16 protein-coding genes and 1 pseudogene are annotated in these 21,884 nt (G+C 44.0%); 4 read left to right on the forward strand and 13 right to left on the reverse strand.

What is annotated here, in order from left to right; genetic code table 11:
• Positions 1-65 precede the first annotated feature (65 nt).
• A complete protein-coding gene (locus HRU42_RS06685) occupies positions 66-2,582 on the reverse strand; it encodes a TonB-dependent receptor (protein WP_295029700.1) in 2,517 nt (838 codons plus the stop codon).
• A gap of 1,125 nt (positions 2,583-3,707) precedes the next feature.
• On the opposite strand from HRU42_RS06685, the pseudogene HRU42_RS06690 reads away from it, so the two are divergent.
• Both HRU42_RS06690 and HRU42_RS06695 read left to right on the forward strand, forming a co-directional pair.
• Positions 3,708-4,147 (forward strand): annotated as a pseudogene (locus HRU42_RS06690) (phosphoribosylaminoimidazolesuccinocarboxamide synthase); the annotation flags it as partial.
• A 246-nt stretch (positions 4,148-4,393) separates the two neighbouring features.
• A complete protein-coding gene (locus tag HRU42_RS06695) occupies positions 4,394-4,741 on the forward strand; it encodes a GNAT family N-acetyltransferase (protein ID WP_295029701.1) in 348 nt (115 codons plus the stop codon).
• Between the two features lie 282 nt (positions 4,742-5,023).
• Here the strand turns inward: HRU42_RS06695 and HRU42_RS06700 are convergent, their stop codons facing one another.
• The 5 genes from HRU42_RS06700 to pheS form a co-directional block, all read right to left on the reverse strand.
• Positions 5,024-6,556 carry an EAL domain-containing protein gene (locus HRU42_RS06700; RefSeq protein ID WP_295029703.1) on the reverse strand — a complete coding sequence of 511 codons (1,533 nt, stop codon included), beginning with the start codon at positions 6,554-6,556 and terminating at the stop codon, positions 5,024-5,026.
• An 87-nt stretch (positions 6,557-6,643) separates the two neighbouring features.
• Positions 6,644-7,579 (reverse strand): lauroyl-Kdo(2)-lipid IV(A) myristoyltransferase, encoded by a 936-nt coding sequence (lpxM, locus tag HRU42_RS06705; protein ID WP_295029785.1) that lies wholly within the window; start codon positions 7,577-7,579, stop codon positions 6,644-6,646.
• 87 nt (positions 7,580-7,666) lie between these two features.
• Positions 7,667-7,963, reverse strand: coding sequence for an integration host factor subunit alpha (gene ihfA / locus HRU42_RS06710; RefSeq protein WP_013051789.1), 297 nt, complete (start codon positions 7,961-7,963; stop codon positions 7,667-7,669).
• 4 nt (positions 7,964-7,967) lie between these two features.
• A complete protein-coding gene (gene pheT, locus HRU42_RS06715; RefSeq protein ID WP_295029706.1) occupies positions 7,968-10,355 on the reverse strand; it encodes a phenylalanine--tRNA ligase subunit beta in 2,388 nt (795 codons plus the stop codon).
• Positions 10,356-10,369: 14 nt separating this feature from the next.
• A complete protein-coding gene (gene pheS / locus HRU42_RS06720; protein WP_295029708.1) occupies positions 10,370-11,353 on the reverse strand; it encodes a phenylalanine--tRNA ligase subunit alpha in 984 nt (327 codons plus the stop codon).
• Positions 11,354-11,742: 389 nt separating this feature from the next.
• Here pheS and HRU42_RS06725 point away from each other — a divergent pair, with 389 nt between their 5' ends.
• Both HRU42_RS06725 and HRU42_RS06730 read left to right on the forward strand, forming a co-directional pair.
• Positions 11,743-13,245, forward strand: a complete 1,503-nt coding sequence (locus HRU42_RS06725; protein WP_295029710.1) for a methyl-accepting chemotaxis protein — start codon at positions 11,743-11,745, stop codon at positions 13,243-13,245.
• A 195-nt stretch (positions 13,246-13,440) separates the two neighbouring features.
• On the forward strand, positions 13,441-16,077 hold the full coding sequence (locus tag HRU42_RS06730) for a PAS domain-containing protein (protein ID WP_295029712.1): 2,637 nt from the start codon (positions 13,441-13,443) through the stop codon (positions 16,075-16,077).
• A gap of 69 nt (positions 16,078-16,146) precedes the next feature.
• Here HRU42_RS06730 and HRU42_RS06735 read toward each other — a convergent pair whose 3' ends face one another.
• From HRU42_RS06735 to HRU42_RS06765, 7 genes are all read right to left on the reverse strand, one after another.
• A complete protein-coding gene (locus HRU42_RS06735; protein ID WP_295029714.1) occupies positions 16,147-17,016 on the reverse strand; it encodes a RimK/LysX family protein in 870 nt (289 codons plus the stop codon).
• 90 nt (positions 17,017-17,106) lie between these two features.
• Positions 17,107-17,478, reverse strand: coding sequence for an STAS/SEC14 domain-containing protein (locus tag HRU42_RS06740; RefSeq protein WP_295029715.1), 372 nt, complete (start codon positions 17,476-17,478; stop codon positions 17,107-17,109).
• Positions 17,479-18,020: 542 nt separating this feature from the next.
• Complete coding sequence (locus tag HRU42_RS06745) at positions 18,021-18,380, reverse strand: DUF3802 family protein (RefSeq protein ID WP_295029717.1); 360 nt, start codon at positions 18,378-18,380, stop codon at positions 18,021-18,023.
• Between the two features lie 165 nt (positions 18,381-18,545).
• A complete protein-coding gene (locus HRU42_RS06750) occupies positions 18,546-19,121 on the reverse strand; it encodes a YceI family protein (RefSeq protein WP_295029718.1) in 576 nt (191 codons plus the stop codon).
• A 152-nt stretch (positions 19,122-19,273) separates the two neighbouring features.
• Positions 19,274-19,915, reverse strand: a complete 642-nt coding sequence (gene pdxH, locus HRU42_RS06755) for a pyridoxamine 5'-phosphate oxidase (RefSeq protein ID WP_295029720.1) — start codon at positions 19,913-19,915, stop codon at positions 19,274-19,276.
• Between the two features lie 22 nt (positions 19,916-19,937).
• Positions 19,938-20,879: an agmatinase gene (gene speB, locus HRU42_RS06760; protein WP_295029722.1), complete on the reverse strand. Its 942-nt coding sequence runs from the start codon at positions 20,877-20,879 to the stop codon at positions 19,938-19,940.
• Between the two features lie 24 nt (positions 20,880-20,903).
• Entirely contained in the window at positions 20,904-21,848 is a 945-nt protein-coding gene (locus tag HRU42_RS06765; protein WP_295029723.1) for an adenosylmethionine decarboxylase, read from the reverse strand.
• Between the last annotated feature and the right edge of the window lie 36 nt (positions 21,849-21,884).

The following is a 21,884-nucleotide window of genomic DNA, read 5'->3' on the forward strand; positions in this document are numbered from 1 at the left end:
TCTTTACACTAAAATGGTTAGGGCTCAGACAAATCCAAGCCCAAAATTTTATTGATATTAATTCATCAGAAGTCGTAAGCTAAACTAAACACCATATTGCGACCAGATATAGAGCGAGCAAAAAATATATCACTACCAGAGCCATCAGGTAACTCGACAAAACCACCTCGAGGATTTCCCTCTGTCAAACCTATTTCATCAGTAATATTTTGTATATTTAGAGATAAGGTCACTTCATCTGTAGGGTACCAAATAACCCCAGCGTTGATGGTATAATATGAAGGTAAAGTTATAGAATTGCCTGTGTCGGCGTAGCGTTCTCCGAGTTGTTGCCACGACATATAAATTTCACCATCATTAAAGATGTAAGACGGACTGACAGTGAAGTTATAATTTGGCGAACGAGCTGGTTTATTACCATCAAAAACACTATTATTCCCTTCAGTTGAAGCCACTGATAGCTCTCCGTCCTGTAATACTCCTATTATATTTAAACGAAATGAATCAATTGGTGCCCAAGTAAAGTCAAATTCCACACCCAAAATATTGTAATCACCAACAAACTGATAAAGTTCATCGGATGTTGTTGATTGCGACTCAAACTGCTGACCAATAAACTCAGTATCAAATACCGTAAACGAAGACCATAGAGTATCGGATTGAAAACGTAAACCTAACTCAAAAAATGTCAGTGCTGTATTTTCTTCCCAAGGGCCATTCATATTAAACGCGTCAACGTAGCGGCCATATACAGAAAAATTGTCGCTAATTGTATAGTTACCACCTAGAGTCCACGTTAAATCTCTTACGGTGCCTTCTTTAAGTACATAATCGGTACCGGTACCACCTAAAATATAATTATTAGCAATAATATTATCGACATCATTGCCATCTGAATCAAATGCACCAACAACTTCTACACGAGAGTAACCTTGGCGTTCTTTTTGATGCCCTTTTAGAGTCTCGTGCCGAAAACCAATATCAATCCGTAAGTCATCATTAACTTGATACTCATCGTTTACATAGAAAGATGTTGATTGTCTACTTTCACTCGCCGCACTTTCACCCCAAGCACCATAACTTAAAACACCGCTTTCAGTTAGATAGCCGATAACTTCGTTGCCTTCATCTAATGCAACGATATCTAGCCGACGTGGATTATTTGTTACTTCTGACAAAAACGTATTCATTCCTGATTCAGCACGTTCAAAACGTGTATCAAATGTCATTACTCCCGCTGTTAACATATGATTGTCAATTTCCCAATTAACATTTAAGTCCATAATAAATTCTTGGGTAGCGTCCCAAGGAGATCGGCTAACACCATTTGTAACAAAACCATTACCATTAAGATTCGCCAACTCGTCTGCGGTTAAAATTTCACCAGTTGAAACGACTTGAATACCAGCATGAGTGGCGCCTAATGGATTGAACCGTTCCATTAAGTCATTGATATCATCATTACTAATATCAATTCGATCAGTGGCCGATACAATAGAATCGTTATCAACGTTAAATACTGCATTAGCAGTTAAATCAAAATCGAGGTAACGACTTTTAAAATTCACAGAAACATTATCAGTGAGATCTTTTTCAAAGTAGAATCCAATTGCTGTTGATTTAACTGCAAACCCATCGGTTAAATCATTTTTAGTTATTAATGGAGCACCTGAATTTTCACTATTTCGACCTATCATCACCGAGTTATCGAGACTAAGCATGGTACCTTTCTTGGCATCAAAACCTGCAATAGGTTCAGGATTATCAAAATTCTGGAAAGGAGTGGGAAGCAGGAAGGTATTGTGTTCATCAACAGACTTATAGGTAAAGCCAATTAGACCATCGGAGAAGCGATTTTCCAATGTAAATTTAAATTGCCCACCTCTATCTGCGGTAAACCCAGTATCACGTACAGAATCTGATACACGATGGGTTCCCCCAATGGAACTATACCAGTTATTACCTAGAGGGGCCCCATAGAAAAATTCAACTTTACGGGTATTGTAAGATGACCCAGTAAGACGAATAGTTCCCTCAGGTTCCTCTCCTGCTTTACGAGACACAAAATTAATTGATGCGCCCGCTCCTTGAACAGTAAATATTCCGGATGTTCCACCACGAATAGCCTCAAGTCGCTGAACACCTAAATCAGCCTTAAGCATAGAATCAACTAGTGCATTGTTGTATTTTACCGGTAAACCGTCTTCCAAAAGCTGAATAAATCCTTGGCCTCCCCCCGCTAAACCACGAACAGTATAGTTATTTGAAACTTCACCACCTGTAGCTTCAACTGTGATACCTGGAATTAGCTCTAAAGCATCAGCGGTGCTTCTTGGTGACTTTCTTAAAATATCCTTTACATCAACCACGGTCACCGCTACAGCAGATTCAAACACGGTCATATTTGAAGACTTAGTACCAGTAATGAGGATCTGTTCAAAATGAGTATTTTTATTTGTTTTTAATACTGATTCTACTTCATCCGATTGTTTAGTTTCAGCGTGAACATTTAAGCTAGGTGAGAGTGCCAAAGCAACGGCCAATGCAGTGTAAGATTTTTTATATCGTTTATTATTTTTCATTATATTTCTCGCATTTTATATTAGTTATTATCTAGGATTCTATTCCACTAACCAGTCGTTAATACAAACACCAACGAAAATGTATGGCTATGTACCAGAATATTTTGGTCCCCATGCATGGATTCCAATATATGCAGATTATTTAATTTTTAGTAACTGTCATAAAAACAAGCCAGATAATGTAAAAATATTACCCCACTTAATTTGGTCATTGACCCAGTCTTTCTGGTGAGTGATTATCCATTGACAGTTTCGATATGATAAATTTTTTATTACTCTCACTTCATCATTTACCAGTCACTTATACTCACAGTTATTCTGTTTAACTATTGCAACATATCCCAGAAATCCATCACGGCAAAGTACTGAATCATATTCAATGCTGAATTAAACGCATGAACATTCCATCCATTATAGCGGCAGATAAAACAGGGTAATAATATACTTACGCGTTCTATGGATAAGATAATTACAACCGGTCACTCTTTTGTCCACTTATAAATATCACCACATCTACTTGTGTCTTTTATGCTATAATTGTTTTAACATTTATTATAATGAACAGAATCAGTCTATAATTACATTATCCGCTTTACAGATAGTAAACTTATGCTCCATAAAAATTAATACCGTATACAGTAATCATAGTCTGCCAAAACGCTCATTTATACCGCCTTGCTAACAGAGTTTTAGTCTTGTTATCAAAGGTTTTGTAACCGTCATTACATCTGTATTTCTTTATTGCTCTTGCCTTGCCCAATATTTAAACTGACTACAATGACAGTAGGCATTGCGATAACGCATCGAAAAGTCGTTGAATGAACTCATTCGTGGTGATTTCAAAGTTTAATACCTGAATGACAGGTGAACGACTTCGCTTTGAGCTGGTGTCACAGATAATACATTATTGTTATCTGGTTAAGCTTATTCACCAATATTTTCATTTCCTTTAACCTCGATAAATTACACTCAATGCTAGCAGACACCATTCGGATACGAAAACAACAAATATATACATATAAACCACACTTTATTTCAATAATTTAACATACAACGAAGCCCTATGCAAACGTTTGCATTTACGAGTGAGAAAGTTAAGCAACAAGCCCACCGTAAGCATTCACCGAAGGCCTCAAGAAAGACCAAAAGCTACCTGAGCTGTTAATCACGCCTTCTACCAAGGGTGTGCTTACCGGCCTTGAGGCGTACCAGAGGCCGATGATATCAACGTGTCACGGGCCGATCTCGAACGTCATCTAGAGGGCTTTAACTTCCATGTTAAGTCGGATATCGACTTGTACGAGAAGCAATTAAAACAAGGCTTCAGACAGTGGCTACTTAACCACTTCCCGGACCCGGACATACTGCTCAACAAGGAGCGTATGCCTGAGCGTTTCGCACTGGCACAAGCTAACAAGCTACCGACCCAAGTGATGATGGATATCTCCAATACCTACATCGGCATCGCGGAAAAAGTCATCGGTGAGAAGCTCCACATCAGCGAGAACCCTAAGCAAGAGATCATCAATATACTTCGCAATGAATATCAGTTGATTGCTGACTAAACTCCGATAATTAATGATGGGGGATAACGAATCGGCTCGCTTGACTCGCATTAAGTCACTCAAATCAGGCCGTAAACTCTGCTAAGAGTTGGCGGCTTTTTTTGTGTCTCAAACCTCCTTGATTTAGTAACAACACTAAGGCTAAGCCACTAAAATAATTAGATAAACCCTGTTGGCATTCACTAGTAAATTCATAAATAATGTGAGAATATTCGCCAATAGATATTTATCAGCCAAGGAAAAGCTATGCCGTTATCGAGTCCGAGAATAAAACTGTCACCATTCGATGAAACGGATAAAGAACTATTTGTCGAGTTTGCCATATGCCCTAAGACCATGGAGCACATTTATGCGCCCTTCACCTACGAAGAAGCTATTGCGGCCTTTGAAGTAAAATCTCAACCTTGGACGATAGCGAGTAATGGCTGGCTATCTCTTAGCATATCTGCAGTCGATTCTGGTGAGAAATTGGGCCACATGGGCCTCAAAATAATTAATCATGAGGCGAAAATTGCTGAAGTCGGTTATATGATCAAGCAAAGCGCGCAAGGAAAGGGGGTTGCAACAGAGGCATTGACGCTGGTGAGAGACTAGGGATTTAAACAGTTACAATTAAACAAGCTGACGGCAACATGTTCAGTCGAAAATACCGGCTCATTTAAACTTCTCGAAAAGATTGGTTTTATTCGAGAAGGCTGCTTGCAACAAAACTCTTTGATAGCCAACAGGTATCTGGATGATTATGTCTATGGGATCTGTAAGTCGGTTTAATTGTCTGTCTACATAGACACATGTCTCGACTTACATCAACGCTGAATGGGTGCCCTCAATAATAATATTGACGGATTGGCAAGATCCATTCTTTACTATTCAGTATCAAAATGTCTTATAAAACTCGATAAGTTCATCAAATGGCATGGGGTTAGCATAATAATAACCCTGAATAAGAAATATGCCTTTGTTGGCTAAGTAGTCGACCTGCTCTTTCGTTTCAACACCCTCGGCAATCACTTCCATTTTAGCCTCTTTCCCAAATGCGATAATAGCGTCTAGTACATTTCGTTTAAGGTCATCTGTCCCTATGGTATCAATAAACATCTTATCAATTTTTATACTACGTAAACCTAACTCTTGTAGATAATTAAAACCACCATATCCGGTGCCAAAATCATCAAGTTTGAATGTAGTTCCTAATTCTATCAGTTTATTTATTTCTTTCTTGGCTAATTCTATGTTAACTATTCTCTTCCTCTCCGTTAATTCAAAACATATTTTATCCTTATCGATTGTCGGTTTGCCTTCAAACCACTTAGAGAGTAGCTCCATTTCTAAGTGAGCCGCGACTATATTTATACTTGACCAACCAGCTAAATGGTCCAAGTCTTGATACACCTTGTCTAACAATTGCTCGGTGATCGGCACTATTAAGCCACTGTCCTCCGCATAAGGAATAAACGAGTCAGGATAAATGACTTCACCCGAGCCTGTGATCCAGCGAACCAACACTTCCTGACCCACCACCTCATGGGATATACTGTTGATGATTGGCTGATAATAGGGGATAAACTCTGAGTTCTTGATAGCTAATGCGATCACACGCTTATGTGAAACTTTGGCATTTAGCCTAGCCAGGTATATGATATTGGCCATGGACCCAGCAAACAATCCAAATAAGAGAATAAATAAGTTCAGCTCGTCTTGAATTTCTTCAAATAAGAGATCTCCTGCATTAATTGATATTGAAAACTCAAACGTTTCCCCCTCTATATTGAGCAAAAAATCACGTTCATATTCATATTTATGCGCATCTTGGTCAATATTTGCTGAGCCACGTATTACTGTAGGTAAACCTTTGTGGGTCATATCAATTTTAAAACAGTTGAAACAGATCTCATTAAACCTTTCATTTATCACACTCCTATTTATCAAAGAGGTGAAAGTATTCCCTTGGTATTTATATATGTATAATATTTGTCTCTTATGGGGGAATTTATTTATCGTAGTACTGATGAATAAGTCGTGGTGTGCCGTGGGAATAAGTTTCGAGTGGTTTATCTTGATAGGCGAATCTAGGCTTGAGCATTTGTCGCCATTTTTCAATTCAAGTTGTAACACTCGAATTGTCGCCGGCAGTAGGTCTCTATCGGAGAGTATTTTTTTATCCAGTTCGCCACAATCGAAATCTAATTGTTTTATCAGTATGACTTCGGATAACCTAATCGCTCGCTTTCGATTGATAATTACTTGTCTTTCTATTTCAGATACTATTTCTACCGATTTAACATAAACATACTTCTCCACTAATATATCTTTAAACGTAAACAAGATAACTAGCGGAGAAAACATGAGTAGCATGAAGATAGTCATGGCTTTACTGCTCGTATAAAAGCCGTACATGGATAGCTTCATCTTGCTACTGCCTATAATTAGTGAGCGTGAGCGTAAATGTTAATACATGTCGCGTCTGCTAACAACACTTGATTGTAGCGCCTGACATCAATACAGAGGGGCTTCCCCCTCAGGTCGTGTCTTGAGCATCTTAAGAAACCACATGTACTGTTCGGGGTAAGCCAATATCACCTGCTCAACCGCCTGGTTCAAGGCTAAGGCTTCGTGCTCTTTGCCCCTCATCTCTTCTGGGTCGATGGCCGGCATCACGGTCAAATCAAAGCGGCGTGCGTGTTGATCGTAACCTATCTTAACCGGCAGCACCCGAGCATTTCCGGCCTGTGCTAGGCGACCTACTACGGGCAAGGTGGCTTTTACCGTACCAAGAAAGGGCGCAAAAATACTCTTCTGCGGGCCTAGGTCTTCGTCGGGCAGATAGAAGAAGCTGTGGTTGTGCTTAAGCTCTGTTAACAAGGCACGGATCCCCGCCTCTCGCATATAGATGTTGGCGCCGAGTGAACTGCGCATGCGATTATTAAACCAGTTAAACAGGCCGTTTCTATGGGCTTTGGCCATGCTAACCAAGGGCAGCTCCAGGTTGAGCCTCAACCCCGCATATTCTATCCCCCACACATGGGGCATGATAAAGATCACAGGTTGACCCGCTGCCCTAGCCTGTTCTACATGCTCAAAACCCATGAGATTGACTCTGCGCCTCACATTGGCTTTGGATCGCACCATAAGCTCTGATTGCGCCAGCAAGATTATCACGAAATTTTCGATATTGTCCTTGAGCAGAGACTCGATCTCTGCTGAGGATTTTTCCGGAAAACAGGTGATGAGATTAGTTCTTGCCACCGAAATTGGCTTTTTAGCTATCTTAGTCACCAGTCTTGCCAGTTGCCGTGCGATAGGATCACGTAACCGAGCAGGCATGAGCCCAAACAGGACTAAGATGAAGATACCTATCCAGGTAAATAAATACTTAGGGTGCAATAATTCGAGTTTAAAACGACGATCGAAATACTTTGGCTTTCTCGACAAGATACTGGCCTCTGCTAGAAAATTAAAAACGATAATAAAGAAAAAGCCACTCTTCATGAGTGGCTTTCATTTAAAACCCACTCGACATTATCTCTTCGAGTTAGCCTCTTCTACGCGGCTCTTCAGCTTCTGTCCGGGACGGAAGGTGACGACGCGACGAGCTGAGATAGGGATATCTTCGCCTGTTTTCGGATTCCTTCCCGGTCTTTGATTCTTATCCCTGAGGTCAAAGTTGCCGAAACCAGATAACTTGACCTGCTCACCACTCTCGAGTGCTTGTCGAATTTCTTCGAAAAACGTCTCAACCATCTCCTTGGCTACTCGCTTATTTATCCCTAGCGTTTCAAAAAGATGCTCTGCCATTTCGGCCTTGGTAAGTGCCATACTTTTAGTTCCTCAACAATGCGTTGAACTCGGACTCGAGTGCAGAAACCACTGAATCTACCATCTCAGCTATCTCTTTTTCTGCGAGTGTACGAGTGTTGTCTTGTAATGTAAGTGCGATCGCTAGGCTCTTTTTGCCTGACTCAACACCTTTACCTTGGTATACGTCGAATAAGTTTATGCCAACCAACTGATTTTGGCTAACTTTTCTTATCATTTTTACAACATCACCGGCCGAAATATGGTCATCGACCACCATAGCTATATCACGACGATTGGCCGGAAACTTAGATACAGCCTGGGCTTGAGGTAAACTGGCATGTAATAAAGCGTCCAATTCGAGCTCAAAAATAATTGTTCTGCCATTGAGGCTAAACGGCTTTTCTAAGCTAGGATGGACAGTACCTATGATACCTATGACGCGATCATTTCTTAATATTTCAGCACATTGCCCCGGATGAAGCGCAGGATGACTTGCGGCTCTAAACGTAAATTCTTCATCGGAAACTGTCAAGCCGATAATCGCTTCAAGATCGCCTTTTAAGTCAAAAAAGTCAGCGGTTTTAGATTCCATCGACCAATGTTCATCATTCTGGTTACCAGAAATCACAGCCGCAATCATGGGCTGTTGACGCACATTGGAGTCGGCAGATGTATCAGGCACGAAACGCAGGCCAGTTTCAAACAGACGCACTCGGTTTTGCTGACGACTCTGATTGTAACCCACAGCGCCTAACAGGCCGGTGAACAGCGACAGACGCATCGCCGACATCTCGATAGAGATAGGATTAGGCAAGACCATGGCTTCACAGCCCGGATGTACCTTATCCTGAAGCTTAGGGTCGACGAAACTGTAGGTAATGGCTTCCTGGAATCCACGAGCCACCAGCATGCTACGCACACGCTTTAAGCTGATATCAGACTCTTTATGGTCCGGCATACTTAACGAACCGACAGGCGCGATATTAGGTATATTGTCGTAGCCATAGATACGAGCAACTTCTTCGATCAAGTCTTCTTCGATAGCCATATCGAAACGATATGTGGCGGTAACCACATGCCACTGGTCGGCAGTAAACTCGACCGCAAACCCAAGACGCTCAAGAATCTCGCTGACTTCAGCATCTGAAATATGATGACCTAAGATGCGATCTAACTTGCTGCGACGCAAGGTGATCGATACCGGCTTTGGCAGATGCTCATCAGACTTAGCTTCGACAACCGGCCCCGCTTCACCACCACAGATATCGAGCACTAGACGTGTCGCTCTATCCATCACCTTATGCTGCAGCTCAGGGTCAACGCCACGCTCGAAACGATGCGATGAGTCGGTGTGCAGTCCGAGGCGACGAGTCTTACCTAAGATAGCCAGAGGCGCGAAGAAGGCACATTCAAGCAAGATATCTTGAGTCTCACTGTTCACACCCGAATATTCGCCGCCAAAGACACCAGCAAGGGCCAGAGGCTTCTCTTGGTCACTGATGACTAACATGTCCTCAGGCACAGTAACCTCGTTACCATCGAGCAGTGTGAGCTTCTCATCGCCTGTTGCCATGCGAACCTGAATGTCACCACTTATCTTGGCTAAGTCGAAGGCATGCATAGGCTGGCCAAATTCGATCAAGACATAGTTAGTGATATCGACAATGGGATCGATAGAGCGAATACCACTGCGACGCAGTTTCTCTTGCATCCATAATGGCGATTGAGCCTTAACGTTGACATTCTTAACCACACGGCCAAGATAACGTGCGCAAGACTCGGGAGCCTGAAGGTCGATCTGAATCGAATCATCGATGCAAGGAACGACGTTTTCCCATGTAGGCTCTGTCACGGCTTGACGGTTCAATACGCCAACTTCACGAGCCAGACCCGACATGCCGAGGCAATCGGCGCGGTTTGCCGTGAGATCGACATCGATGATCGCATCTTCCAGACTCAAAAAATCACGGATATCTGCGCCTATAGGCGCATCAGTTGGCAATTCAAGGATACCATCGCTGTCGATATCTATGCCAAGCTCACCATAAGAACACAGCATACCAGATGAAGGTTCACCACGAAGCTTAGCCTTCTTGATTTTAAAATTACCCGGCAGCACAGCGCCGACCATGGCAACGGCGACTTTCAGGCCTAGACGACAGTTAGGGGCGCCACAAACAATGTCGATAAGCTCATCTTGCCCGACATTAATTTTGGTGACACGCAGCTTATCTGCATCCGGGTGCTGACCACATTCGACAACTTCGCCGACGATAACGCCTGAAAATTCACCGGCGACGGCTTCGATACCATCGACTTCGAGGCCGGCCATGGTGATTTGATGTGACAATTCGTCACGGCTTATGCTTGGGTTAACCCACTCACGGAGCCAAGATTCACTAAATTTCATGCAGTACTGCTCCGTTATTTAAATTGCTTGAGGAAACGTAGGTCATTTTCGAAGAATGAACGTAGATCGTTAACGCCATAACGCAACATAGACAGACGTTCAACCCCCATACCGAAAGCAAAGCCAGAGTATTTTTCAGGGTCGATGCCGACACTGCGCAGGACATTGGGATGGACCATGCCGCAACCCAACACTTCTAACCATTTACCGTTCTTGCCCATCACATCCACTTCGGCCGATGGCTCAGTGAATGGGAAGTATGAAGGGCGGAAACGCACTTCTAAGTCTTCCTCGAAGAAGTTACGCAAGAAATCGTGCAATATGCCTTTGAGCTCGGCAAAATTAACGTTCTCGGCAACCAACAAGCCTTCCACTTGATGAAACATAGGCGTGTGAGTCTGATCATAATCGTTACGGTAGACGCGGCCAGGAGAGATAATGCGCAATGGCGGCTGCTCATTTTCCATGGTGCGGATCTGCACACCTGAAGTTTGAGTACGCAACATGACTTTAGGATTAAAGTAAAATGTATCGTGATCGGCACGAGCAGGATGATGTTCCGAGATGTTCAGTGCGTCGAAGTTATGGAAATCATCTTCAATTTCAGGTCCCTGCTTCACGCTAAAGCCAAGTTCACCAAAGAAGGTTTCGATACGTTCGATAGTACGCGTTACCGGGTGTAGTCCACCGTTATCCATTGAACGACCGGGCAGAGTCACGTCTATACTCTCAGCCGCAAGCTTAGTTGCTAGCTCAGACGCTTTTAAGCCTTCGATACGTTCAGATAATTTCTGCTGAACGGCCTGTTTGGCTTGGTTCACAGCTTGACCGAAAGCGGGTTTCTCGGCTGGGCTCAGTTTACCCATCATCTTCATCATGTCGGTTATTTTACCTTTCTTGCCTAGGTATTCGACACGAAGTTCATCGAGGGCTTTAAGATCACTCGCCCCATCGATGGCCAACAAGGCCTGTTCTACGATCTCTGTTAACTGTGACATCATTTCTTCCAGTGCATTTGACCTTTTTATTAAGGCCATTACTTTGTGTTACTGTCTATTTATCTTACGAAAATAGAAAAAGAGACAGATTTTACGTGAGCTCATCGATTTTGACTAGGGCTAATTTACGCTTTTTACCCATAAAACCTAGATATATCCTTCATATCCCCAATATACCCCCTCTGCATCAGACATTGACTAGCCAATGTCTGAATAATACTCAAACATCCCCCTTTCACAACAGTAAAAAAGTTACAACCAAACACGAATTTTGCCTACAAGACTAACAAACATCGAACGACCGAATACATGCCTATTAAATAAATATTAAGAAATTGGCCACACACCCGATATATATATGTGATCACATTCAGTAACCGAGAAGTGCTATGAAACAAGTAAAATTCCGTTGGGTTGACCAGTTTCTTATAAAAATGACACTGAAAACTAAATTCGCCATCCTGGCGATTATTCCCATTCTCACCTTAATAGGGCTTTCCTTCATCCTATATAGCCAATTTATGCTGCAGATGACACAGAACCAGCATGATGCGGCCCGGCAACAAACAAGCGCCATAGGCGAGATAGTGACACTCAGCGCTCAATATATCCCTGAGGATCAACAAGCAGAATATCGAGGCCAACTGACACGACTTCAGCTGGTTATCGATGAGCAGAGTTTATCTCGGGAGCAAGCTAATGCGGCCAGTCAAGGGGGCGGCATAGTCAGTGATAATTATCAGACTCGAGCCATAGGTTCCCTGGACCGAAACGGCCTTGTGGCTATCGTGACAGTGAGTGATCTCAATAGCATTATGGATGGGTCTTGGACGTATGTCATAGCCTGCTTGATGGCATTCTTCTTTATCATCATTATTTCCAACTACTATATCGCCTCTTTCGTCGGTGGTGCCCTCTACACCAATGTGATGGCACTTAAGAGAGCGGCAGATGGCGATCTTACCGCAAGACTCAACTTCTTTGAGGTAAAAGATGAGTTCAGTATATTAGCCATCAGCATAGATACCTTGCTCGAGCGCCAACATCATTTAGTGACTGAGCTTAGCCAGGCCAGCATGCAGATCCGTCAAGTGGTGCAATCATTTCGTCAAAATGCCCAGCAAGGTCAGTCTCTAGCCTCTAATCAGAGACAGCACCTCGACTCACTGGCAACGGCCATGGAAGAGATGACGGCGGCGGTCAAAGAGGTGGCGCGTAATGCCGAGCAGTCATCGATTGAGACGCAAGAAGCCAATGCTCAGGTTGATGCGGGTTCAAAGGATATTGCCACGACGGTTAACGCCATCGAGATGCTATCAGATGAAATAGGTGAAGCCTCCACGGCAGTGAATACTCTCAATGAAAATGCGGCAAAAATCGACGCCGTAGTGACCACCATTAATTCGATTTCTGAACAAACTAACCTGTTGGCACTCAACGCCGCCATCGAAGCCGCTCGCGCCGGTGAGCAAGGTCGTGGATTTGCCGTTGTCGCCGATGAGGTCCGAACCTTAGCGGGACGGACTCAAGCGGCGACTGTCGAGATCAAATCGATGATCGAGGCTCTGCAGACGGGAGCACAAGACTTGACTCAAGTGATGAAGCGCACCGTAGACAAGGCAAACGAAGGTAAGAAGCACGTTCTCGATACGGGTGATGACTTGAAATCCATTGCCGAACACAGTGGTCGTGTATATGAGATGAGTATGCTCATCGCCACCTCCGCCGATGAGCAATCGGCAGTGGCGAACGAGATCGCGACAAACTTGATGGAGATCCGTAACCAATCCCATAACGTTGAACAGTCGGCTGATGACTCGGTATCGGGCTGCGATGAACTGTATGCCACTGCGGAGCAGCTAGATCAATTGCTCGTTGGACTCAAGATCTAAGCCTCAGGCTTAATGCTTGGATAGACAATTCTAAATATGTCCGTCCTGAAATAGGTTGACGGTTTTATCAGACCTGTAGCAAATGCTGCAGGTCTTTTTCATGCTGCTATTCACTAGGCTGGTTTAAACTTGATGGTTTTTCATCTATGGTAGAATGCTATCTCAATGATATGAGTAAAAAGGAATTATGCCTAAATGGGAAATAATGGATCCGATGACCAGCGCTCTTTCAACACACATTGGCTGAACAGCTTACCCTTTAAGTTTTCTATTGTTCAGTTTTGTATCGTCAGCCTGATCATAGTATCGAGTACCTGGCTTATCCTATCCATAGAGAAGAAGCATCATCAGGAGACCCAGGTATCCTTGAGCCAAAATTTAGGCTTGACCATAGTCGCTCAACTGCAGCAAATTACATCAAAAATTGAAGCTCTCGCCGCCTCTATGGCCTCTATTGGCGTCACTTATGCAAATTCTCCATCGCAGCTACAACAGATAGTCCCCGCCCTCCTAGATACCGATGGACAAAAATCCCTGATAGCGGGGGGAGGAATATGGCCTGAGCCCGGTGCGTTCGATTCATCTAAACTGCGTAACAGTGCCTTCTGGTCCCGTAATGAGCAAAATAAATTTGAGCAGATCTACGGATATAATTATACCAATGGATCAGGCTATCATGCAGCACTCTGGTACAAACCGACGCGTTTTTACCCTGTCGGTACCACCTACTGGTCCGATGCCTATATCGATCCACATACCGATGAGACCATGATCACAGCTTCGGTCCCCATGTGGTTAGAGCATCAATTTATCGGAGTAACTACGGTCGATCTGGCGCTATCATCACTACAATCCTTTTTTAATAAGTTAGAACTACATCTAGGCTATGTGTTGGTACTCGACAGTAATAACAACCTCTTGGCTCATCCCTATTATTCCGAAGATCAAGGCTCGAGCACAACATCGCCTTACTTGAGTCATACATTCGAGCAATTCACCCAAGATCATCCTGCATACGCCTCAGTCCTGACTGAGATAGAGAAAATTGATGCGCAATTCCTCAAGCATGCGGGGTCGAGCAGCGCCTATGATAAAACCCAACTCGATAGTCTGTTAAATACCTTAGATGTATCTAAACGAGACAGGCTATCGGCGCTCATCAATGCCAATGCTAGGGGAATAGCGCCAAACTCTGAACGCACCACTAGCTTCGTCTTAGATCAAGACCCTCTGCTCAATCAGCCTGTATTAGTCTCTATGTTTCACATGCCCAGAACCTACTGGAAAATAATCTTAGTGACTCCACTGAGTGAAGTGGGTAATAAGGATCATGCAGTTGCGGCAAAGATAGGTCTCTTTCTGCTCTTAACTCAATTGTTCGCCCTTGTCGTACTATTTATGTTCCAGCATAGATTATTTATCAAACCCATCTCCAAGATGGTTAAGTCTCTGCAAGAGGGTAACATAGCGAAATTAGAGCTAACCGCCAATCAACGCAAAGATGAAATAGGCAAGTTAGCCAAGGCGTTTACACAAAGAAATCAGCAGCTTGAGATAGCTTACGCCAGTTTGGATGCCGGTAACCTAGCGCTGGAACAGCAACTAGCTATGCAAAAACACGCACAGATTCAATTGAGCAAACATAAAAATCAGCTCAATGATCTACTCAACTCCTCTCAAAACCTTATCTGTATCAAGAACACAGAAGGCTATTATACCTTAGTGAATGATAGGTTCTGTGAGGTGTTAGGCCTTGAGCGGGCCAAGGTGATCGGGGCTAAAGACAGCGACCTTTTTCCTGCCCACATCGCCGAGATCATTGCCAGCCATGACAAGATCATTGCCAGCACTGAAAAGCCGCAAAGTTTTGAGCAACTCATACCCACCAATCAAGGTGAAATCACCTACCTGATCACTAAATATCCCATTCAGGATAACGAAGGAAACATCCTTGCTTTGGGCGCCATGGCGTTCGATATCAGCCATATAAAAACAATTACCCTGGAGTTGACCAGCCAGGTTGAACAAGTCAATCAAGACTTGGTTCACCGGGAGATGCAGGTACAAGAGCTCAAGATGACGCTACGCCGACTTGAGCTGTCGAGCATCAGCATAGAAAAGCACAAGCAAGAATCGCTACAACTGCAACAACTCGGGGTTCAGAATCATAAGTTAATGCCCCAACTGCTCACCGACATCTTGAGAGAACAGCTCAAAGAGCATGAACTCATCTTCACCAAGCTGAGTCATGACAGTCCATTGCAACCGGGGAATGAGCTGGTGGAGCTTAAGCGCCTTGTCACAGAACAAACCGATAAGCTTCGTCACCTGCTCTACCTAGTGGTGCCCCAGAGCGAAGCCATTAAGTCAGTGCACATCAAACAGTTTGTGGAACATCTGTTGGCCGTGTTAGCCCCACAATTGGATGCATACAAGGTGAAGGTTAGTCTGGAATGTTCTGAGCAATTGAGCTTACAAGTCTCGCCCTGGTCGCTGTTACTGCTGTTTTATAAACTATTACACAACACCTTATTCCATGGCTTCACCATGGACACAGAGCAAAATGAGATCGCTATCTCGGTGCATCAAGACGGTCAACAGCTAGTGGTATGCATCAAGGACAATGGTCTAGGTATCGAACCTTCGCACTTGGAAGAGATAAACAAGCAGATAGAAAAACACACGAGTACAGGCACCCTAGCAGAGTTAGCCCTCTGGCTGAAAATCGAATTTGAAGGAGAGTTAAGTCTTAGCTCTGAATGGTCAAAATACACAGAAGTAAGATGTTTACTGACCATTGCTGACTACACCATTAAATGCCCTATCAGATAGACAGCTCAGGTGCAAAGGTAAGATAAAATGGCAGAGGCTAGTCTCCCCCTCAAATAGACACTCAAATGATCAACGCTCTACGTCCACCAGGTAATGACCCTGCAACCAGTTTCGTCCTATGAGTAACTTATAACTCATTTTACTTCGGTCTCTGAGGTTCACTTTTACCTTATATTCCTGATCCGGCTCGCCGACAGTGAGCTCCACCATATAGCGGATCTCGCTGCCCTGGGCATTACGGATCAACGATGTCTCGACAATCATGGCCTGTATGCGATGAGTCACGCCTTTCTCATTCTCCGTGGTAAAGCTGAGCATCTTGCCGATATTGGCGTCCATGTCATCGACACCATTGGCGACGTTCAAATCTACCGCATGCAGTGAGTTTTCTACGGCGCCGGTGTCGATACGAGTCTTAAACATCAACCCTGTCTCTATTATGTGAATTGATGCTACAGGCCCTATCAGCTTCTTGTCTGAGACATCGACGATATATTTACCTTTTAACCAGTTACGGCCAATTAATAGTTTGTAATCCATGTGGCTTCTATCGCGTAAATTAACCAGAACTTTACGTTCCTGGCCATGGTAACCCACATCGAGTTGCACCATATACCGTGTTTCTCTACCCTGTGAGTTAGTCACTGTGGATGTTTTTACTATGGGAGCCGACAGTCTTTGACGCTCACCGGAGGCATTCTCAGTGGTGAAATGAATTATCTTGCCCACATTATGTTTCATTTTCTTAGCGCTGCCACCCTCGATGTCTAAGTCGAATGCATGCAGGGATGTGTTGCCTGCGCCGGTATCGATTCGTGCCACATAAGTAAGCTGAGTCTCGACCACAGACATCTCTGCCGTCGGGCCTATAATGGTCTTATCTTGTGCTAACGCAGATGTAGAGAGAAACAACATACATAAACCTATTTTTTTCAGCATTATGCTTACCAACTCCAAAAATCAATCAAACAATAAAAAGGCCGACCCAAGAGCCGACCCTATTTCAGTTTCCATTACCATAGCGTGAGATTAACTTTCGTTATCTGCAATCCATTGTTCAGCCAAATGGCTGCTACGTTTATCGAACACCTTAACCGGACAGGGGATCATATAAGCCATCGCTTTGGCCATAGCCGAGATCCACTCGCTGTCGGTAATAATGACGACTCTGGAAAAGTCCGTCAAATGAAAAAAACCTAACATAGCATCATCCCATAATGTTTCCACCGTGATGCCCTTAAAACCTTCGTCAAACTCATACCAAAGCTTGATCGACGCATGATCTTTAAGTCTAGCCTCAATTGCTGGTAGCAAGCGTTGGTCATAGTCATCGCCGGTGACAACACCTGAGGCCTTTATCGCTACGGTATCGTGATTAAACCCATCCAAGATTTCTAACATTATGCACTCCTTGCAAGCCATTAAATAGAGAACTATCAGTAGATAAAATGAAACATAAACAAACTCAATAGGCACAAAATACACAAACAATGAATCAGGTGTTTGCCTAAGTCTGCACCCGCTTTAACGGACCTGAAATGCCGGAAAAATTGCACACCTAACCAAACAAGTATAAACGGCACCAACGGAAGTGACACCACTAATGGGAAAAAACCCCATCCAAGGTCGAACGCATTAACGCTAAAAGTGTGGATCACCCACCAAAATAGCAAGAGCGCCAGATACACAGTTAGATGCTGATGGTGAGTCGAGCCAGTGAAAACGGTCAAATGAGTGCCCTAATGTGTTAGCTGGTTTAATACCCATGGGTAAAAAACTGATAGATATAACATTAGGTGGCTTATTATTTGACCACAAGAAAGGAGATGTAAAATACTGTAACTAAATATAAAGTCCAGCTAAAATAAATGCCTAAAGAGGAGTATACCGAGTCAATAGCGCGACTACTATGGCCTGCATTAGCGATTTAATTTAGTGAATGTTTACTGCGAACCGCCCACGAGTTTAGCAATTTCTTGATCGAACAGATTTTTGATCAAGCCAGAGAATTCCGTGATAAATAGGGTCTGCTCGGCTGTTGCATTGCTTTGGGCTACACTGGCTAAGATCTCTTCGAGATCGTAGACTATCGCATCAATTTCACGGATCACCGTATTTCTTTGAGCAAACGTCAGACAAGGATTTTGACCACACACCATGATGATCTGCGCCGATAACAGCTGTTCGAATAATTCCATCACGGTATCTCCCGCCACAGAAACCACCTCTTGCCCCTCAAACAGACCTAAATGCTCTGTGAGGTACTGAATGAGATGCATATATCCATCTTTATCTGTAACCATCTTAGCCCTTATTCACCTATCCAGTTATGCAGTTATGCAGTTATGCAGTTATGCAGTTATGCAGTTATGCAGTTAGAGCATGCTAGTTGCCATGCTCACCGACCAGTCTATCGACATTTTAAACCGTTTTCATCATAGATAAACATAATTTGTTACATTTGACCTTTAACGGGTTAAATTCAATACAAATGACACTGGGACAGCCTGACTTATCGAGCTCAAGCCCGCGACGTCTCTTAATTTTTCAATACCTGGCGTCAAACCAAAACTCGCCGCATTCACTATTAGCGGTTGCGTACTCACCACTAAGAGCCGATCCTCTGACAATTTAGCAATCGTGACCCTAATAGGCATTATCTGTTTCTTGCCATGCATTGATAATTCGGCAGACATATCCATGACACTGGTACCGCCAACAGCAATATCGGCGAGCTTAGACAAGTCGATATTTGAGCTCAACACTAATCTCGGATACACACCCACCTCAAAAAGCAGCTCTTTCATCCGAATATCACGGATCTCAATATTGGTCCATACACTCGCCAAGTCTATCGTGAGCGCGAATTTGCCACTGTCATCCAACTGACCAGAGAAGGAGTTAAAATGATGGACCTCAGCCAGATCGACTTTCTTTGTCGAAATAAAATTCACATTGGAATTTTTACTGTCGACGGTCCAGGCCGCAGCCGATGCGGTCCCGCCAATTGAACATAACAAGATCCCTATCAATAACTTATTCATACCTGCTCCCGCTATTAATTGTCATAATCAAAACATGATTGGTTAGTAATAGTATATAAATGAATTTACATAAGTAAATGCTGAAATAAAGTAAAAAATGACCGTGTCATCGCCACTCTCATTTCCTTACTTGAATATATGTGCGTGGGTCTTTATGGCGCGAGCCTGCTGATGTCCCAACTGGCCGCTTCTTTGGTATAGATAAAACGGTCATGAAGGCGTTTCTCTCCCCCCTGCCAAAACTCAATACTGCTTGGCCTAACGATATAGCCGCCCCAAAATTTAGGTAAGGGCACCTCACCTTGGCTAAATTTGGCTTTCATCTCGGCGTACTTGCTCTCTAGCGCCTGCCTTGCAGAGATCTTACTCGACTGCTTAGAGACCCAGGCGGCTATCTGACTCTCTTTGGGACGAGTGATAAAATATTTCATTACCTCAGCTGTCGACAACGCCTCAGCCTCGCCTGTGATGGCCACCTGTCGTTCTAGCGCATGCCAGGGAAACAAGATACTAACTTTCGAGTTAACGGCGATATGCTGTGACTTTCTGCTGGCTAAATTGGTAAAAAATACGAAGCCACCGGTGTCGAAACGTTTAAGCAGCACGATTCTTTGAAATGGCTGTCCATCGGCATCGACCGTGGCGACCACCATGGCGGTAGGGTCACTCAGCAAGTCACTGTCCCTTGCCTGCTCCATCCACTTAGAAAACAAGACCATAGGATCGCTTGGAAGATCCTCTTCATTGAGTCCGCCCAAGGTATATTCACGTCTTATATCACTCAATTTCGACATTTTTCTTTTCCTACACAAGTCATTAATCGCTATTTTTTATGGGGTTTCTTTTTTTATCCGCCCACAAATGCAACATTTCGAGTCCCAGTGTCGCCCCCGCCAGAGCCGTTATCTCGGCCGAATCATAGGCTGGGGCGACTTCGACTACGTCCATGCCGATCAGATTCAGGCCGCGCAGGCCGCGTAAAATTTTCATGGCTTTATCACTGGTTAACCCGCCACACACGGGTGTACCTGTGCCCGGCGCGAATGCCGGATCTAAACAATCGATATCGAATGTCACATACAAGGGCATGTCACCCACACGCGCCTTAATCTGTGCCACGATATCGTCGGCGTGCATATCGTTGGCAGTCGCGGCATCGATCACTTGAAATTCATGTGACTCACGATCATATTCGGTTCTGATCCCTACCTGAATTGAATGCGCGGTTGAAATTAGCCCCTCTTTCGGTGCATGGTAAAACATGGTGCCATGATCATACTGACTGCCTTGGCTGTAAGTGTCTGTGTGTGCATCGAAATGAAGTAGTGCCATCTTACCGTGCTTTTTAAAATGTGCTCTGAGCAGAGGTAGAGTGACAAAGTGATCGCCACCTAGGCTCAGCAAGCCCTTGTCGGCGTCCAGAATGGCCGTGGCAAAGTCTTCGACTCTTTGGGTGAAATCTGCCGAATCGCCACAGTCATACACAAGATCGCCTGCATCGACTATGTTCAGGTGATCGCTGAGTTTGAAATCCCAGGGCCAACGGGTCTCTTCCCAGGCTAAGTTGATCGATGCCTGCCGAATAGCGCCAGGTCCCATACGACCACCAGAACGTCCTGTCGTGGCCATATCGAAAGGCAAACCTAAGATCACCACATCGGCATCCGAGGCGATGGGATTAAAATTCAGGGGTTGTCTTAGATAACCAAAGGCATTGGAATACAATGAGTAATCAGGTTTATCTATCATGGTGGTCATACACTCTCCAACGGGTCTAAATATTTATATAACTTGGGTAAAAAGCAATTCATCTTGTTGATCAACATGCTTAAAATGAACATCATAACCAATATCTGTGATGATTGAACAGGTGTTGATGCTGGTATTATCTCGCGGATTAGCACTGAGCATGGGCCGATCGACACAGATGAGGTCCCAGCGCTCGGGCTGTAACTTGAGTAAAAAGTGCTCGAGTACGTCAGCCGGTAAATCCTTATCAGTCAAATTGGTTTCAAAACTGCAATAGGAGTTCTGCTCCTGTGGGGTAATGTGCAGAGTGAAATATCGATCACCTTTAATGCCATTGAGTGAATAACCATATGGGCTAAAGAGGTGGTCATCAAATTCAAAATCGATAAACATGGAACTCAGCTGCAGGGCATCACGGATCCCCTCAACAGTCTGCTGGGGGGAACGAAAATACTCCGCCAATGGGCCCCTTAAGTGATACATCAATAGCTCAATGCTGGCTAAAGGCTTAGCCCTAACCTGTGACTTAGACGACTGCGCTTCACCATTGGCGGTAAACAGATAATGATGATGACTGTCCAGTTGCCCTATTCTGTATCCCTTACCTGCTATCGTCTGGGTGATATAAGCAAGCTCTTGATCGAAGCTGCGAATTTGTGGCTGCAGCAGATACTCATTTTTTCTCTGGTAAGTCGCGTAAGCAATCGACTCTGCCCCTAGCCTTTCGATAAACAGCACCAGTGCGTTGGATAACAGAGTCGCGCCACAAGTGAGCATTCTGATCCGTCCATCCCACACAAATAGGCTGGACTCACTGAGCAGATAAGCATCGCACGCATCATTTTTCACACAAGAGATGATGTCGGCGCCCGCGCTCGCGACCAGAGTCTGCCAAAAAGCATAGGGGAGATGTCTTAATGAAGGCGAGCCAGACTGCACACCCAGCTCGATGATCTTTTCAGAACCTTCAAATACCATATAGGATTACCTTGGCCTCAAGTATCACTGTCAAGA

The sequence above is a fragment of the Shewanella sp. genome, from assembly GCF_013214165.1.
Classification (GTDB): Bacteria; Pseudomonadota; Gammaproteobacteria; order Enterobacterales; family Shewanellaceae; genus Shewanella.